Below are 15,755 nucleotides of genomic sequence, written 5' to 3' on the forward strand. Positions count from 1 at the left end.
AGGTTGGCTTAGTGATAGACATAGTTGAAATTATGGAACTTATTCCCCATAGGTATCCCTTTCTGCTTGTTGACAGAATAGTTGAATTTGAACCGAAAAAGAGAATTGTCGGCATAAAGAACGTAACGATAAACGAGCCTTTCTTTCAGGGGCATTTCCCTGGACATCCGATATTTCCGGGAGCTCTCCTCATAGAGGCTATGGCACAGGTTGGCTGTATCTTAATGTTTAAGTCCTTTGACCTGTCCCCAAAAGAGTACGTAGTCTACTTTATGGGAATAGATAAAGCGCGCTTTAGAAAACCTGTAAGACCTGGAGACACAGTTAAGTTTGTCCTTGAACCAACAGTGATTAAATCGAAGCTTTCAAAGATGAAGGGAGAGGCCTTTGTCGGAGAAAACCTCGTTTGTGATGCTGAAATCATGGCAATGATAGTGAGGAAGTAATGGCATTTGTTCATAGGCTTGCCGTTGTTGAGGAGGGAGCTCTCCTCTCCGAAGGTGTTACCGTTGAACCCTTTTCCTTTGTAGGAAGGAACGTAAAGGTTGGGAAGGGTACTGTTATCAGGAAGGGAGCAGTCATTGAGGGAAGAACTGAGATAGGAGAGGAGTGCGAAATCTATTCCTCACACATAGGTGTGAACCCTCAGGACTTAAAGTTTAAAGGTGAGGATACGAGAGTAATCATAGGTAACAGGGTGAGGGTAAGGGAGTACGTAACAATCCATAAAGGAACTGAGGGAGGAGGAGGTCTAACCTTTGTTGGAGATGACGTCCTTTTAATGGCCTACGTTCACGTGGCCCACGATGTAAAAATAGAGAGGGGAGCAATAGTTGCAAATGCCGTTCAAATAGCGGGTCACGTTGAAATTGGTGAGTATGCAGTTATAGGTGGACTTACGGGAATCCACCAGTTCGTTAGAATTGGAAAGCACGCCATGGTTGGGGGTGCATCTGCCGTTCACAGGGACGTTCCCCCCTACACTGTAGCAAAGGGTAACAGGGCAAAACTTGAGGGAATTAACATAGTAGGCTTGAGGAGGAGGGGATTCAGTAGGGAGACGATAAGAGCTCTCACAACTGCCTTTGAGATTTTATTCAAGACGGACGAACCAATAAACCTTTCGATTCAAAAGGTTGAGGAGGAGTTTTCCGATTTTCCAGAAGTAATGGAGATGGTCAACTTCATCAAGACTTCAAAGAGAGGTATCTGTCGGGCTTGAAGTTAACAAAGGAAACTCTCAAGGGAAAGTTAGTTTTTTTAGGAACTGCAGGAGCAAGGTACGTAGCCTTTGGGTTTGAAAGACAGGCTGGTGGTCTTTACTTTGGCTTTCCGGAGTTAAACATTCACGTCGACCCAGGTCCCGGAGCCTTTGTCCATTCCCACAGAAAGGGAATAGAACCATTCTGGACCGATGTGGTAATTCTCTCCCACAGACACTTGGATCACTGTGCAGATGTTAACCACATTTTAGAGTCGATGACACTCGGGGGAAAGAAAAAGAGGGGAGAACTCTTCTGTCCTTCAGACTGTATAGATGAAGATCCTGTTGTTCTGAAGTATACGAGGAGTAACATTGAAAAGACTACAGTATTAAAGGAGGGATTTGAGACTAAACTATCTGAAGATTTGTCCTTTAAAACGCCTATAAGACATCTTCACGGCGTTGAAACCTACGGTCTAATCTTTAGCTGGAGGGAAAGGAAGTTTGGCTACATTTCAGATACAAAATTCTTTGATGGCTTAATAAGTGCTTATAAAGAAGTTAAAGATTTACTTATCTTAAACGTAACGCTCTTCAACCCAAATCCAAGAATTGACCACCTTTCCGTTCCTGATGCAGAAAAAATTATAGGTGAAATTAAACCCAAAGTGACCATTCTTACCCATTTCGGTAGAACAATGCTCAGAGCAAAGCCTTGGGAGGTTGCTTTAGACCTAACTAAAAGATTAGGGGTAAAGGTTATTGCTGCCTACGATAACATGATTTTAGATTTAAATACACTTTCGGTTGTCAAGCAGAGATAGTTAAGGGATGAAGAGCTCCGGTCTTCCAAGGTAGTATCCCTGTCCGTAATCGACTCCCAATTCCTTCAGTAATTTCAGAATTTCCTCATTCTCTACAAATTCAGCAATTGTTTTGAGGTTAAGGGAGTGTGCCATTGCGTTTATTGTTTGAACCAAAATCTTTGAATTGTTGGAGTTTGATATGTTCTTTACGTAACTTCCATCAATTTTTAAAAATTTAAGGGGTAGAGATTCAATTATTTTCAATAAGCTTGAAAACGATGAATAACCTGCTCCAAAATCGTCAAGGGATAGTGGAACGTTTATTTTATTTAAGAGAGATTTCAAAATTTCATGCTCTTCTAAGAGAGCTTGTTCTGTAATTTCCACTCCCAGATTTAAGTCTTTAGAAATCTGAGATAGAAGATTTAAAATTTCTTTCAAATTTCCTTCTACCTTTAAGGTATTTGGACTCAAATTTACAAAGATACTGTTAATGTTATTTTTCTTAAATATGTCTATGTTTCTGACAATCTTCCTTAGAATTGCTATGTCCAACAGGTGAATTAGCTTCAAATCAAAAATTACATCTATAATTTCGTAGGCAGGGATGATATTTTTCTGTCTGTCAATCATTCTAAATAGAACTTCGTAGTGTTCCACTTTTCCATTTTGAAGGTTAACAATAGGTTGGACAGCTATACTAACGTCTCCATTTTTCAACTTCTCCACTACGTAGTTCTGGAAGTCTAAGAAGTGAACTGCCTTCTTAATTAGTTCTAAATTACACAAGTTGTACCTTGCGTATCTCTTTTCCTCCTTTTTAGATTCTCTGATAAGAATAGGTACAATTTCTTTTAATTCCTCTAATGGGAGTACGTTTGGGCAATCTTTTGGTATGAAGAGATCCAGTATGTGTGTTTTAACGTCTAAACTTACCAGTTTTTTCCTGATTTTTCTCTCTAACTTTAGGTGAAGGTCTGAGAAGTCCTTTTTCAACAGTTTTCTTGTTAGAATACATACAATTCCTTCGTTGCACTTAAATACTGCCGTTTCCTCGTCTTCATGAAAAGACATAGAGACGACTTTTAACAGTTTCTTAAAAATTTCATCCCCGACGGCAAACCCATAAACTTTATTGATAAAGCTTATCTCCGAGGGGTCTATTATGATTAATCTCCAGTTTTCTTCTCTGTTTTTTAAGGAGAATTCTATTAATTTTTCAAGGTCTGTTACTGCTTTTTTTGTAGTTAAAACGTAGTAACAATTAATTAGTTTCTCTATAAAATCTACAGTTTGTTCATAAATTATGTATGCAGTAAAGTTATTCCTTGAATAGAACTTTTTAAATAAAAAAATATAGTGTTTTATTAACTTGAACAAACTAAATATATTACATCTGAAATCGCCAGGAGAGCTTAAAACAGTAATGAAGAGTTTATTAATCTCCCTTTCCAATTCTTCAAGCTTTTTTTCTACTTTACTAAATTGATTTTCAGTAATCCCCTTAAAAATAGATATAAATTCCGTAAAGAGCCTTCTACTCTCACTTGGAATGCTTTCCGCTAACTTTTCCCTCTCTTCAAGGGAGGCCCAAAGAAATCCTAAAGATATTATGTTTAAAAATTCCATTCTTAATTTTCTGAATTTCTTTAAAATTTCCTTTGGAACCTTTTCTGAGTCCAGTATGTTGGATATTCGATTGTTTATTTGTTCAAATAGGTCTAAAAATACAGCAATAGGGACTCCTAAACTAAATATTTTTCTGCCGTTTAAAATTATTTCTTTTTCTCTCTTTTTTAGAAAATCTTCATTATCCAGATAATTTACCAACAGTTCAGTGCAACTTTTAGACTGTCTTCTACATAAATCCTCTATATCATAACCTGAGAGTAGTTCCTGAAGAGCCTCTTTAGAAAAATAGTCTTTACATAGCTCGTAAATATTTTTTTCAATCTTTTTTACTACAACTTCGCTTAGCATCTTTCCTCTTAATTACTTTTTTTTGAGTATATCATAAATTTACAGTTACAAACTGTCTGGAGGAGACATGAGAAATCTAGGTTCGAGAAAGGAGTTTTTAAAAGAGCTAACAAAGGATGTAAAGAGGGATTTAAGAAACTACTTCCAGGATAGGGATTACGGTATAATCGCAGTTACAAGGGAAGATGCCCTAAGGGCTTTTGTTGTAAGGACAACGAACCTGTGTGAAATAGCAAGGTTGAGGCATAAACTCTCTCCTATTGCAACTGCCGTTTTGGGAAGAGCTCTAACGGGAGCTCTCCTCCTGACCTCACTTTTAAAGCATGGGACTGAACAGAGGGTTTTACTAAGGATAGAGGGCGACGGTCCCGTAGGACTCGTTGTTGCTGAGGCCAACGCCAAGGGAGAGGTTCGGGGATTTGTTCAAAATCCGGACGTTCCCACATTTACAAAGGTTGAAAATGGAAGGAAGAAGTTTGACATAGCCAAGGCCGTTGGTAAGGGTGTTTTAACCGTTGTTAAGGATTTGGGATTTGGAACTCCATACGAGAGCTCGGTCCCTATAGTTTCAGGTGAAATAGCTCAGGACATAGCTTACTACCTATTAAAGTCTGAACAGATTCCATCTGCCGTTGGAATTGGTGTTTTGGTAGGGGAAACCGGAAAAGTTGAAGCAGCTGGGGGATTTTTGGCCCAGCCGTTACCTGGGGCTTCTGAAAGGGCAATCGATAAGTTGGAGAAGAACGTTAAAAGCTTACCACCTGTAAGCTCCCTAATTAAGGAGGGAAAGAGGCCAGAGGACATTGCAGAGATGATATTTAAGGGATTTACAACAGAACTTTTAGCTCTTAAGGAGCTCTCCTTTAAGTGTAAGTGTTCAAAGGAGGTTGCAGGTAGGAGTCTTTTTGCAATGCCGAAAGAAGAGCTTGAAAGTTTAAAGAAGGAAGGGGGCGTTTCGATAAAGTGTAACTTCTGCGGTGAGGAGTACTTCTTCTCTCCTGAGGAAATAGACGAAATTTTAAAGGAGAAGGAAAAGGGGACTAACTGATGAAGAAGTGTTCAATATTCTCCGTTGGGGTTTCACTTCCTATGGTTGAGGAGGAGACAGAAAGGGTACTAAAGGAGAAATTTTACTTAGAACCTGTGTTTGAGGGAACGATTCCTCCTGATGGAAGGGGAGGAAGGTTCAATCAACTACTTGCAGAAGTCCAACTTTCAAACATTCTCAACTTAAAGCCAGAGAGCTCCCTCTTTGCCGTAGGAATAACTCCATACGACCTCTACTCTGACGGCTTAAACTTTGTCTTTGGAGTCGCCTACCCCTTCAAGGGATGTATCGTCTCGTACGCAAGGTTGATTTCAGATGATGAGGAGTTGTTTCTATCGAGGATCAGAAAGGAGGTTACCCACGAAATGGGGCACGTATTTGGTTTAGAGCACTGTCCAAATCCAAAGTGTGTAATGCACTTTTCAAACTCACTTTCTGATACAGACTTTAAGGGGGAGGATTTCTGCCAGATTTGTAGTGAAAAACTGAGAGCTTCGATGGAAAGGTTAGGGGTAATTGAAAGAGGATAGAGTTTCCCTTATAAGGAGCTCCAACTTTTTACTCCTCTCATTTGACAACTTTAAGACCTCTTCGTGGTTGGCCTCCCTTTTCAACGTGTCGTTCGTAATTACGGTTAATCCTACAACCCTCATTCCCAAAAATTTCGCTGTTATAACCTCCGGAACTGTTGACATACTTACACAGTCTGCCCCGAGTACCTCGAGCATCCTTACTTCAGAAAAGGTTTCGTAGTTTGGACCGAGCATAGATGCAAGAACGACAGGAGTTACGTTTATTCCAAGTTCAAGTCCCTTCTTTAAGAACTCATCAACCAACTCCTTATCGTAAAACTCCTTCCCGTTGACAAAGACCCTACTGCCAAAATCTCCTATAAGTCCTACAAGGGGATTTCTTCCAAGTAGGTTTATGTGGTCATAGATAACTCCGATTTCAGCAGATGCTGCCTTCCTTGAAACTGCCCCAGAGGCACACGTTGGTATGAAGACCTCTACTCCCAAACTGTGGCAGAGCTCCGGAATGAACCTTATCTCCTCATCACTCCTTCCCTCGTAGTAGTGAAACCTCCCCTCAAAGAAGAGAAGATTCCTTCCATTCAAACTGTACACCTTTAAAACCCCTTTATGACCGGGAACCTTTGGAACGGGCATTTTAGGAATTTCCGAGTAGGGAATCTCAAATAGGGCTCTGCCAAGCTCAACTCCTGAGCCACCTACAACCGCAAAATCAAACTTTGAAATCCCGGTTAATTCAAAGACTCTCTCTGCCGCCTTCATGGAACTCCTAAATCTTAGGTTTAATAAACAGTAACTTCGATTTTGGATTCGTTAAAATGTTAACCTTTGTAAATATGGCTACAAAGATATCCTGGTCTGGGAGGTAATCAAACTCCTCAATTCCTCCCATTTTATAGATTGGATTTGTCGCCTCCTCCCAGTCAAAGGAGCTCCCGCTTCTGTACAGGAGGAGAATTCTTCCACCGTCAAATGTATATATGTTCCTTAGCAGTCCCGGAACCGCATTTTTGTTCTGTGAGAAGAGAACCTCCTGATTCCCATCTCCGTCAATATCAATCGGTTTGGGCTTTGGTGTTATGTAGTAGCTGACTAAGTTGTCCTCCTCGTACCAGTAGATTGAGTTGGGAGAAGCTCCAATCTGGATGGGGGAACGCCAGAGAACCTTTTCCCCGTCGGATACGTTAAAGTAGTAATTGAGGTCGTAGTAGGCAAAGTACTCCTTACCCCCGGTTTTAAACATTTGGGCACTTGTCACCTGAAATTCCTTAGGAACTTTTACCTTATTTCCCTTCTTAATCTTACCGTTTTCAAGTTCCATTCTATAAACGTTCTTTCCGAAAAACTTGTCACTTTCGGAGCTTACATTCTGTCCAAATATCGAATCGTTAACCCCATCACCGTCTGTATCAAAGCACGAAAGAATGAGATTTGATGATGCTACTTTTTCAAGTTTTCCGTTTACAAATTTAAACACTCCCGAGGATACGCTCTTAGTATCCTGATAGAATCCATCAACTACAAATAGCTTTTCCCCCTTAATCTGAACGGGACATGTGTGGAACAGGTACGAGCCCCTAAAGGGATTTTTAAACTTCTTAACAAGTTTGACTCCGTAAGGTGTTGGCTTGAAGAGTAAAATTCTGTTTTCCTTTAGTGAAACTATTTCTGATTCAACCTGACCTTCTGGACTAAAGGCAAACAAACTCGTTCCGTGTCCCTTAAAGTCGTAAACAACTGTGTAGTCCGAACCTATGGCAACCGAAATCGAGGTTTGTGGAGCTCCCTCCCAGGGGAAGAACTTAATCAAGTGTTTTGTTGTATCGTAGAGAGCAACTCCCTCCTTCGAAACTATTAGATAGGCATCAAAGCCCGTTAACTTATCCACCGGAACCCTTCTCTTAAAGTCGCTTGGATATCTAAGGTGGTAAATTTTCTTTAATTTCTCACCTTCTTCGTAAGGAGCAATGTTCAGGTTCTTAACTTCCTTTTTCAGTTCCTGGTAAAGTTCTTTTCCTTTTTCCCGTGTAAAGTCTATGTAGGCAACTTTGTTAAAGTTAATCTTTTGAACACTCTCTCCTACCAAAGGATTCCCCAGTGTAGGAAGTGCAATTGAGTAGTTCTTCTTGACCTCCTTTACCTTTAAAACTGCACCGCTTTCAGAGATAAACCTATCCCCTACAGAGACACCATCCTTACTTCCAAGGTCTATGATAAATCCATCGTAACTGTTTAGAACAATTTCTCCCTTAAGGGGAGAGAAGTACCTCTTCATGTAGAAAACAACATTTTCAACTCCACTTTTCCCCGATTTAACTGTTTGGCTTTCGCTCTTTGGAGTGTAAGGTGTGTATATAGGCTGTTCCTTTTTAAAGGGATTGAGACTTCCAATTCCACAGGAGGACAGTAGAACGGGTATTAAAAGGGCAAATTTCCTCATCTTCAGTCTCCAAATGCAGGAATTTATGCCAAAAATGATATCAAATCTCCTCCAGTCTCTTTCGAAATTTTGGCATATTCATTGCTTTTATTTTAGTGAGAAATTCTATAGAGGAGGTTTTAGAATGTTAGCAGAACAGGGGCTCTCCCACCTTATTCAGTCCCTCAACGTTCTCTACCTGCTAATTGGTGCAGTGATGATTTTGGGTATGCACGCTGGATTTGCCTTTTTGGAGGCCGGGACCGTTAGGAGGAAAAATCAGGTTAATGCACTTGTAAAGATCATAGTTGATGCGAGTGTAGCTACAGTTGCCTACTTTTTGATAGGTTATCCGATTGCCCATAAGGTTTTTCTCCTAAAGCCTGCTGCAGATTACCTTCCAACCCAAGGACTGGAGCTTGTAAGGTTCTTCTTCCTTCTAATGTTCGCTGCCTGTATTTCTGCAATTGTTTCAGGGGGTGTTGCTGAAAGGATGAAGTTTAAACCATACATCACTGCAGGCTTTTTCCTTGCCGGTATTGTCTATCCTCTCTTTGAGGCTCTCATCTGGGGTGAGAGATTCTCTCCAGAGTTTCAAAGTTGGGTAAAGCACAATTTTGGTGCACCTATTCACGACTTTGCTGGTTCAATGGTGGTTCACGCCCTCGGAGGTATTATTGCCCTTCCTGCGATTCTCCTCTTGGGTCCCCGAATGGGAAGGTACGTTGAGGGTAAGTCAAGACCAATTCCGATTAGTAACATTCCACTTTTGGCTTTAGGTAGTTGGATTCTCATTATAGGTTGGTTTGGGTTTAACGTTATGAGCTCTCAGAACATAGAGACAATTTCTGGTTTAGTTGCCGTTAACTCGCTCATGGCGACTGCCGGAGGAATTATAGGAGGAACACTCTTTGGAAAGAACGACCCTGGGTTTATACACAACGGAGCTCTAGCAGGGCTTGTTGCTATATGTGCAGGTTCAGACATAGTTAATCCGGTTGGAGCTTTTGTGATAGGTTTAGTCGCAGCTTGGATTTTTGTGAAGGCCTTTGTATACGAACAGGAAAAGTTAAAGATTGACGATGTTTTAGGGGTTGTTCCGCTACACGGTTTAAATGGACTCTGGGGAGGAATTGCAGCTGGAATATTTGGACAGAAGTTTCTTTGGGGAGTAGGTGGAGTTTCCCTCCTTTCTCAAATTTTTGGAGCTCTACTTACAACAGTTTACGGTCTGTCTGCAGGGTACATTCTCTACGGTACTCTTAAAGCCATATTTGGACTTAGACTCTCTGAGGAGGAGGAATTCCAAGGATCAGACCTTTCAATCCACCACATTACTGCTTATCCTGAGGAACGTATTAAGTTTTAAATTTGCTCCTCCTTGCCCCTTATGGGGCTTTCCTTTCTTAAGAGTTATAATTATTATTAAGTAGTCTTAAATCCTGTAAGGAGGAGCATTTTGGAAAAAGTTAAAGAAAGGAAAAGAAGAAATACGAAGCAAAAGGCTATTATTTATCAGGTTGTTTTAGAATCTAAGGATCACCCGACTGCAGAGAAGGTTTACGAGAGGGCAAAGAAGGAGCTCCCGTCAATCAGTTTGGGCACAGTTTACAGGGTTCTCAAGGAACTCTCCTCAGAGGGGAAGGTTAGGGAAATAATAGTTGATAAACAGTCCCATTTTGAAGGTAGAACCGACTTTCACCACCATTTTATATGTAGGGAGTGCGGAAGGATAGAGGATGTAGAAACGCCTCTGTGTAGGTACACTTGTAAGAAGATAGAGGATAAAGGTTACGTTGTTGAGGATATAGAGTACAAGTTTTACGGTCTCTGTAAAAGATGTGCACAAAAATTGGGCAGAGAAGACAGATAGTAGAACAAAATTGGGTCATATTTAAGGGAAATAATAATTGGTTTAACGATTTTTATAATTTGGCACAATCTTTGTTAGAATAGAATACAGCGAAAAGCGGGAGGGTAGTATGAAGAAAATTGAAGCAATAATAAAACCTTTCAAGTTAGAGGAAGTAAAGGACGCCCTTACAGAAATAGGAGTTCACGGACTTACCGTTTCTGAGGTTAAGGGATTTGGAAGGCAGAAAGGACATACGGAGCTCTACAGAGGTGCGGAGTACGTAGTTGATTTCATTCCGAAGGTAAAGATTGAGGTTGTTGTCCCAGATTCGATGGCGGAAAAGGTGGTTGAAACGATTGTAAACGCCGCAAGAACGGGAAGGATTGGTGACGGAAAGGTGTTTGTTATTCCCGTTGAGGAGGCAGTGAGAATTAGGACAGGAGAGAGGGGAGAAAATGCAATCTAAAATAAACAGGGAGGTTTTCATGAGACCGCAAAGTGCAAAAGAAGTTGTAGAGCTCATTCAGAAAGAGGGAATTAAGTTTGTTGACCTCAGGTTTACAGACATGTTTGGAACTTGGCACCACATCACATTTCCTGCCCATGAGATTTCAGAGGAGAGTTTTGAACAGGGACTTTTCTTTGATGGTTCATCTATCAGGCAGTGGCAGCCAATCAACGCAAGTGACATGATGTTTAGGCTGGACCCAACAACTGCAACGATTGACCCCCTTTCAGAGATTCCAACCCTTGTTGTTATTGCAGACATAGTAGACCCAGTTACAAAGGAACCTTACCACAAAGACCCAAGAAACATAGCTAAGAAAGCAATCGAGTACCTTAAATCGACAGGAATTGGAGATACAGTTTACTGTGGACCCGAACCAGAGTTCTTCATCTTTGACGATGTTAAGTACGATGCTGGAATGAACTACTCTTTCTACGAGGTTGACTCTGTTGAGGGATGGTGGAGAACGGGAGCAGATGAGAATCCCAACTTAGGACACAAGATTAAGCCTAAGGGAGGTTACTTCCCAGTTCCTCCAAACGACCAGCTTGACCACATAAGGAAAATCATGGCAATGAAGATGGAGGAGGCTGGTTTAGTCGTTGAGGCTCTCCACCACGAAGTTGCAACAGGTGGACAGTGTGAAATTGACTTTAGGTTCGGAACTTTAGTTGAGACCGCAGACAACATTCAGTGGGTCAAGTACATCGTTAAGAACGTTGCTAAAATGTTTGGAAAAACTGCAACATTTATGCCTAAGCCGCTGTTTGGAGACAACGGAACGGGTATGCATACACACATGTCAATATGGAAGAACGGAGAAAACCTCTTCCACGGAGACAGCTATGCCGGACTCTCAGAAACTGCTCTCTACTTCATAGGTGGAATTATTAAGCACGCAAAGGCCGTCTGTGCATTTACAAACCCAACTGTTAACTCCTACAAGAGGCTCGTTCCCGGATTTGAGGCTCCGGTTAACCTCTGCTACTCTGCAAGGAATAGGTCTGCTGCAATAAGGGTTCCCGTTGTTACCTCATCAAAGGCAAAGAGAATTGAAGTAAGGTTCCCAGACTCATCCGGAGCTCCATACCTTGCCTTTACAGCCCTCCTAATGGCAGGTCTTGACGGAATTGAGAACAAGATTCATCCGGGAGAGCCCGTTGATAAGAACCTCTACGACCTTCCACCTGAGGAACTTAAGGACATTCCTACGGTTCCTGGTTCACTCGAAGAGGCAATTAATGCCCTTGAGAAGGACTACGAATTCCTCACAAAGGGCGGCGTAATGACGGAGCAGTTCTTAGAGGATTACATTGAGTACAAGAGGAAGGAAGAGATTGACCCTGTAAGGTTAAGACCAACTCCTATGGAATTTGTTCTCTACTTTGATGTTTAATTGAATTTTTACCTATCCTGTGATGAAGCCCCCTTTACGGGGGCTTTTTATTTGGAGGAGTAATGAGCGTTTTTGACGAGGCTGCTAAAACTTGGGACTTAAAACCGGAAAGAGTCGATACGGCAAGACGGATTGGAGAGGCAATTGTCTCTCTTCTTCCAGTGTCAAGAAAGTGGAGAGTTTTGGACTTTGGGGCAGGTACAGGATTACTAACCTTCTACTTAGAACCTTTCGTTTCTGAGGTTGTTTCACTTGACAACTCTAAGGGAATGGTTGAGGTACTAAGCGAAAAGATAGAAAAGCTTGGAATAAAAAAGGTTAAGCCGGTCTTGGGAAGCTTTGAAGACACACATTTTGAAGAACCCTTCGATTTAATAGTTTCAAGTATGGCAGTCCACCACGTTAAAGATTTAAAATCTCTGTTTAACTGGTTTTCTTCAAACCTGAAGTCTAAGGGTTTTCTGGCCATTTCAGACCTTGAGAAGGAGGATGGAACGTTTCACAGTAGTAACGAAGGGGTTTACCACTTTGGATTTGATAGGGAGGAAATTTTCAAATTCATGAAGCTTTCAGGAATTGAACCTGTTGATTACAGAGTTGTAAAGGTGTTTCACAGGAATAACAAAGAGTATCCTCTATTTTTAGCAGTCGGAAGGAAGCCTTAAAGGACTTCCTCCCGAGATATTAGGTCTCCCAATTTTTCCCTTTCCCTTATTACTCTAAATTTATCCCCATCTATCAGAACTTCTGGGGGCCTTGGCCTTGAGTTGTAGTTTGAGGCCATTGTAAATCCGTATGCTCCTGCACTCAATATGGCTAATAAGTCTCCCTCCTTCAAAACCGGTAACTCTCTTTCTTTAGCCAGAATATCTCCCGTTTCACATATTGGGCCTACAACGTCTGCAACAACCGTTTCTTCTTTCTTTTCCTCGAGGGGCAGTATATGGTGGTATGCATTGTAGAGGGCCAGTCTTGAAAGGTCGTTCATTCCAGCATCAACTATGTAAAACGTTTTCTCCTCCCTTTTCTTAACGTAGAGAACCCTCGTTAAAAGGACTCCGGCATTTCCAGCAATTCTCCTTCCAGGTTCCAAAATGAGGTGGCAGTCAAGTTCCTTAACAATTGGAACTATTTCCTCTGCTAACTCTTTAGCAGGAACAACTCTTTCGTCTGGGTGGTAGTTGATTCCTAAACCCCCTCCTGCATCAAAGTACTCTATTTCTATACCAAACGAGCGAATCTCTTTCACAAATTCAGCAACCTTTTCAGCTGCCTCTCTAAAAGCCGAAACGTCTGTAATTTGGGAACCTATGTGGAAGTGAACTCCTACCGGATTTAGCCACCTCAGTTCCTTTGCTTTTTTGTAGAGCTCCAAAGCCCTATCAAACGTCACTCCAAACTTTGCACTCTTTAGACCTGTTGAAATGTAAGGGTGTGTTTTTGGATTAACGTCCGGATTTACTCTTATGGCAAACGGAGCTCTCCTTTTCAGTTTCTCACCTACTTTGTTGAGAAGGAGAAGTTCCCCCTCAGACTCAACGTTTACCATTAAGATTCCCCTTTCGAGGGCATAGGTAAGTTCATCCTCCCTCTTTCCAACGCCGGCGAATACGATTTTCTTCGGGTCAATTCCTGCAGTTAGAGCTCTGAAAATTTCTCCAACGGAAACGGTGTCAGCTCCTGCTCCAAGTTCCCTTAGAACCTTTAAGACTTGAATGTTGGAGTTTGACTTTACTGCAAAACAGGTCGTATGGGAGACTTCGTTAAACGCTGAATCAAACTCCTCAAACCAGTACTGGAGAGCTCCCTTACTGTAAACGTAGGTAGGAGTTCCTTCCCTCTCTGCAACATCCTTTAAAGGAACATCCTCAAAGAACAGTTCCTTTGATTTGTAGTAGAGTTTTGGAAATATTTCCTTCATTTGACTAAACTCCTCTTCTCCCTTGCCTTTTCAAAGAATTCCTTGAGCTTCTCCTTGTCCTTAGCCCTTATGAGCCTCTCCACCTCCTCAATGGCCCTTTTAAACGATTCTATGGACCTTAGAATATTTTCACTGTTTTCAATACAGATGTCCCTCCACATAACAGGGTCGCTCATTGCTATCCTTGTAAAGTCACGAAAACCACCACCGGTGTAATCGAATAAATTGGTTTTCAAATCCTCAGAGAGCTCATCTATTGCGGAAACTATCGAGTAGGCAACAACGTGTGGAAGGTGGCTAACAGCGGCAAAGACCTTATCGTGGTAGAATGGCTCCATTTCAATTACTTCTGAACCCAAATTTCTCCACAGGTTTTTTACCTTTTCAAGTGCATCCCTGTCTGTATTCTCCGTTGGTGTTACTACGAATTTTGCATTTACAAACAGGTTCTCAACGGCATTTTCAACACCGGACTTTTCAGTTCCAGCTATTGGATGACCTCCAACGAAGGGGGCTACTCCCTTTAGTAGTTCCTCACAGGTGTATACAAGCTTTCCCTTAACACTACCTAAGTCTGTTACAACCGTTCCCTCTTTTATGTAGGGTTTTAAGTTTTCAATGACGTTTTTGTAGACTCCAACGGGCGTAGCTATTACAACGAGGTCGGCACTTGAAACTATGGAGTACTTTAAACTTCCCTTATCTATGATTTTAAGCTCTATTCCCTTTTCAACGGCCTCCGGGTTGATATCAACGGCAGTTATCTTTCCTGGAAACCCCTTCAGTTTTAGATTGAGTGCAAATGAACCTCCAATGAGTCCCAATCCAACTATGCAGATTTCGTTAAATTCCCATTCCAATTCTAACTCCTCAGAGAGTAATAGTAGGTGAGTATTTTACAGGAATTTTCAAGAGCAGAGATGTACATCAGAGCTTCTTCAGGAGTACGTCCAACGGCAAAGGGACCGTGGCTATAGACAACGACAACGGGACTTTTCTTCAGGAGTTCTGGTAGCTTCTCTGCAACCTCATCGGAGGAGACAACGGTTTCAGCCCTTAGAACGGGAACCTCTCCCAAGAGTAACCTTCCCTCTGAATCCATAGGAACAATTTTTTCAAATCTTAAAGAACAGGCAACGGTGCTTGGAGAGTGTGTATGCAGTATTGAGTTAACTTCGGGGAGCTCCCTGTAAATGTTCCTGTGAACCTTAAGCTCTATGGATGCAAACCTGTCCAATCGGGAATTTACATCGATAGTGGTTAGAACGAAGTCCTCCTCGTTTAAAAATCCCAACATCTTTCCTGACTTTTTAATGAGGATGTACTTTCCCACTCTCCTGCTAATGTTTCCACCGTGGGTATCTGTCAATCCACCTTCAAAGGCTATTCTTCCAATTTTTATAAGTTCCTTTCTCTCCTCTTTGAACGGAACCATTATTCCTCCAAAATAAAAAGCCGCCCTTAAGGGCGGCTTTTGAATGTCATTACTTTACATTACCTTTTCTTCCTTAACCTCTCCATAGCAATTTGAATGCTTGCCCTCAACCTATCTATAGCAATGGCAAGTTTTGTAATTTCATCCCTTACATTCTCCTCTTTGAGCCCTCTTACACCGAGGTCAACATCCAGCTTTCCAAGGCTAATATCATGAGCAGCCTTTGTTAGCTTCTCAATAGGTTTAACAATTTCATTTTTGGCAAAGTACCAGAAAATACCAAATGCAACTAAAAGAGCTAAAACGTTCCATATGTCAACTATGGAAACAGCAATTGCCAAGATACTTGGAGGAATAATTGTAACACTAATGATTCCTCTAAGTTCTCCTAACTTATAGCCTGTTGCTCTTCTAAAGGCTTCCTCTCCATACTTAGCTATAATCGCCTTTTTAAATTTAGGGTCAATCTGGTCCTCTGTTCCATGATGTTCTCGTTCAATACATGGTGGACACCCTGGTGTTTTTTAATATATTCCTCAAACTTCTCTACTGGAGTCTTATAACCAAGACCTTGATGAGGCCTAACGAAGTTGTAAAAGTTCAGATACCTAAATAACTTCCTGTTCATTTCATCAACTTTCGGCTCAGTC

Annotated in this window: 17 protein-coding genes and 1 pseudogene; 10 read left to right on the forward strand and 8 right to left on the reverse strand. The window is 41.4% G+C overall.

Annotation, left to right across the window (positions count from 1 at the left end):
- The first annotated feature begins 11 nt into the window (after window positions 1-11).
- The 3 genes from fabZ to FN732_RS02360 are packed head-to-tail and all read left to right on the forward strand — an operon-like array spanning window position 12 to window position 2,028.
- Complete coding sequence (fabZ, locus tag FN732_RS02350; RefSeq protein WP_185954218.1) at window positions 12-446, forward strand: 3-hydroxyacyl-ACP dehydratase FabZ; 435 nt, start codon at window positions 12-14, stop codon at window positions 444-446.
- The gene (lpxA, locus tag FN732_RS02355; RefSeq protein ID WP_142934266.1) at window positions 446-1,222 is read left to right on the forward strand and encodes an acyl-ACP--UDP-N-acetylglucosamine O-acyltransferase; all 777 of its coding nucleotides are present in this window, start codon (window positions 446-448) and stop codon (window positions 1,220-1,222) included. Before fabZ ends, lpxA begins: the two co-directional genes overlap by 1 nt.
- Window positions 1,219-2,028 carry an MBL fold metallo-hydrolase gene (locus tag FN732_RS02360; protein WP_246051301.1) on the forward strand — a complete coding sequence of 270 codons (810 nt, stop codon included), beginning with the start codon at window positions 1,219-1,221 and terminating at the stop codon, window positions 2,026-2,028. The genes lpxA and FN732_RS02360 overlap by 4 nt, the downstream gene beginning before the upstream one ends.
- Here FN732_RS02360 and FN732_RS02365 read toward each other — a convergent pair whose 3' ends face one another.
- Window positions 2,029-3,990, reverse strand: a complete 1,962-nt coding sequence (locus FN732_RS02365; protein WP_142934270.1) for an EAL domain-containing protein — start codon at window positions 3,988-3,990, stop codon at window positions 2,029-2,031.
- A gap of 67 nt (window positions 3,991-4,057) precedes the next feature.
- Between FN732_RS02365 and hslO the strand changes: the two genes are divergently transcribed.
- Together hslO and FN732_RS02375 are read left to right on the forward strand one after the other, a co-directional pair.
- The gene (gene hslO, locus FN732_RS02370; RefSeq protein ID WP_142934272.1) at window positions 4,058-5,038 is read left to right on the forward strand and encodes an Hsp33 family molecular chaperone HslO; all 981 of its coding nucleotides are present in this window, start codon (window positions 4,058-4,060) and stop codon (window positions 5,036-5,038) included.
- Window positions 5,038-5,568, forward strand: a complete 531-nt coding sequence (locus tag FN732_RS02375; RefSeq protein ID WP_142934274.1) for a hypothetical protein — start codon at window positions 5,038-5,040, stop codon at window positions 5,566-5,568. The genes hslO and FN732_RS02375 overlap by 1 nt, the downstream gene beginning before the upstream one ends.
- Here the strand turns inward: FN732_RS02375 and FN732_RS02380 are convergent.
- Window positions 5,545-6,333, reverse strand: coding sequence for a purine-nucleoside phosphorylase (locus tag FN732_RS02380; RefSeq protein ID WP_142934276.1), 789 nt, complete (start codon window positions 6,331-6,333; stop codon window positions 5,545-5,547). The genes FN732_RS02375 and FN732_RS02380 overlap by 24 nt on opposite strands.
- Window positions 6,334-6,340: 7 nt before the next feature.
- On the reverse strand, window positions 6,341-8,011 hold the full coding sequence (locus tag FN732_RS02385; protein WP_142934278.1) for a rod shape-determining protein MreC: 1,671 nt from the start codon (window positions 8,009-8,011) through the stop codon (window positions 6,341-6,343).
- Window positions 8,012-8,135: 124 nt separating this feature from the next.
- On the opposite strand from FN732_RS02385, the gene FN732_RS02390 reads away from it, so the two are divergent.
- From FN732_RS02390 to FN732_RS02410, 5 genes are all read left to right on the forward strand, one after another.
- Window positions 8,136-9,359, forward strand: coding sequence for an ammonium transporter (locus FN732_RS02390; RefSeq protein WP_142934280.1), 1,224 nt, complete (start codon window positions 8,136-8,138; stop codon window positions 9,357-9,359).
- 90 nt (window positions 9,360-9,449) lie between these two features.
- A complete protein-coding gene (locus FN732_RS02395) occupies window positions 9,450-9,863 on the forward strand; it encodes a Fur family transcriptional regulator (protein WP_142934282.1) in 414 nt (137 codons plus the stop codon).
- 109 nt (window positions 9,864-9,972) lie between these two features.
- Window positions 9,973-10,311, forward strand: a complete 339-nt coding sequence (locus FN732_RS02400; RefSeq protein WP_142934285.1) for a P-II family nitrogen regulator — start codon at window positions 9,973-9,975, stop codon at window positions 10,309-10,311.
- A gap of 19 nt (window positions 10,312-10,330) precedes the next feature.
- Window positions 10,331-11,749 carry a type I glutamate--ammonia ligase gene (glnA, locus tag FN732_RS02405; protein WP_142934288.1) on the forward strand — a complete coding sequence of 473 codons (1,419 nt, stop codon included), beginning with the start codon at window positions 10,331-10,333 and terminating at the stop codon, window positions 11,747-11,749.
- A 62-nt stretch (window positions 11,750-11,811) separates the two neighbouring features.
- Complete coding sequence (locus tag FN732_RS02410) at window positions 11,812-12,414, forward strand: class I SAM-dependent methyltransferase (protein WP_142934290.1); 603 nt, start codon at window positions 11,812-11,814, stop codon at window positions 12,412-12,414.
- Here the strand turns inward: FN732_RS02410 and lysA are convergent.
- The 5 genes and pseudogenes from lysA to FN732_RS02435 all read right to left on the reverse strand — a co-directional run.
- Window positions 12,411-13,670 carry a diaminopimelate decarboxylase gene (gene lysA / locus FN732_RS02415; protein ID WP_142934292.1) on the reverse strand — a complete coding sequence of 420 codons (1,260 nt, stop codon included), beginning with the start codon at window positions 13,668-13,670 and terminating at the stop codon, window positions 12,411-12,413. The two genes, FN732_RS02410 and lysA, sit on opposite strands and share 4 nt — an antisense overlap.
- On the reverse strand, window positions 13,667-14,530 hold the full coding sequence (locus FN732_RS02420) for a prephenate dehydrogenase (protein ID WP_142934294.1): 864 nt from the start codon (window positions 14,528-14,530) through the stop codon (window positions 13,667-13,669). The genes lysA and FN732_RS02420 overlap by 4 nt, the downstream gene beginning before the upstream one ends.
- 2 nt (window positions 14,531-14,532) lie before the next feature.
- A complete protein-coding gene (locus FN732_RS02425; protein WP_142934296.1) occupies window positions 14,533-15,105 on the reverse strand; it encodes a class II aldolase/adducin family protein in 573 nt (190 codons plus the stop codon).
- Window positions 15,106-15,164: 59 nt separating this feature from the next.
- Complete coding sequence (locus FN732_RS09550) at window positions 15,165-15,446, reverse strand: HAMP domain-containing protein (RefSeq protein WP_185954219.1); 282 nt, start codon at window positions 15,444-15,446, stop codon at window positions 15,165-15,167.
- A gap of 95 nt (window positions 15,447-15,541) precedes the next feature.
- Window positions 15,542-15,755, reverse strand: a pseudogene (locus FN732_RS02435) (integrase core domain-containing protein); the annotation flags it as partial.

This window comes from Balnearium lithotrophicum, assembly GCF_900182585.1.
Taxonomy (GTDB): domain Bacteria; phylum Aquificota; class Aquificia; order Desulfurobacteriales; family Desulfurobacteriaceae; genus Balnearium; species Balnearium lithotrophicum.

Excerpts from the sequence above, each read along its gene's own strand:
- lpxA (WP_142934266.1), top strand. The coding sequence starts at position 446 with ATGGCATTTGTTCATAGGCTTGCCGTTGTTGAGGAGGGAGCTCTCCTC.
- FN732_RS02365 (WP_142934270.1), bottom strand. The coding sequence starts at position 3,990 with ATGCTAAGCGAAGTTGTAGTAAAAAAGATTGAAAAAAATATTTACGAG.
- hslO (WP_142934272.1), top strand. The coding sequence starts at position 4,058 with ATGAGAAATCTAGGTTCGAGAAAGGAGTTTTTAAAAGAGCTAACAAAG.
- FN732_RS02375 (WP_142934274.1), top strand. The coding sequence starts at position 5,038 with ATGAAGAAGTGTTCAATATTCTCCGTTGGGGTTTCACTTCCTATGGTT.
- FN732_RS02380 (WP_142934276.1), bottom strand. The coding sequence starts at position 6,333 with ATGAAGGCGGCAGAGAGAGTCTTTGAATTAACCGGGATTTCAAAGTTT.
- FN732_RS02385 (WP_142934278.1), bottom strand. The coding sequence starts at position 8,011 with ATGAGGAAATTTGCCCTTTTAATACCCGTTCTACTGTCCTCCTGTGGA.
- FN732_RS02390 (WP_142934280.1), top strand. The coding sequence starts at position 8,136 with ATGTTAGCAGAACAGGGGCTCTCCCACCTTATTCAGTCCCTCAACGTT.
- FN732_RS02400 (WP_142934285.1), top strand. The coding sequence starts at position 9,973 with ATGAAGAAAATTGAAGCAATAATAAAACCTTTCAAGTTAGAGGAAGTA.
- glnA (WP_142934288.1), top strand. The coding sequence starts at position 10,331 with ATGAGACCGCAAAGTGCAAAAGAAGTTGTAGAGCTCATTCAGAAAGAG.
- FN732_RS02410 (WP_142934290.1), top strand. The coding sequence starts at position 11,812 with ATGAGCGTTTTTGACGAGGCTGCTAAAACTTGGGACTTAAAACCGGAA.
- lysA (WP_142934292.1), bottom strand. The coding sequence starts at position 13,670 with ATGAAGGAAATATTTCCAAAACTCTACTACAAATCAAAGGAACTGTTC.
- FN732_RS02425 (WP_142934296.1), bottom strand. The coding sequence starts at position 15,105 with ATGGTTCCGTTCAAAGAGGAGAGAAAGGAACTTATAAAAATTGGAAGA.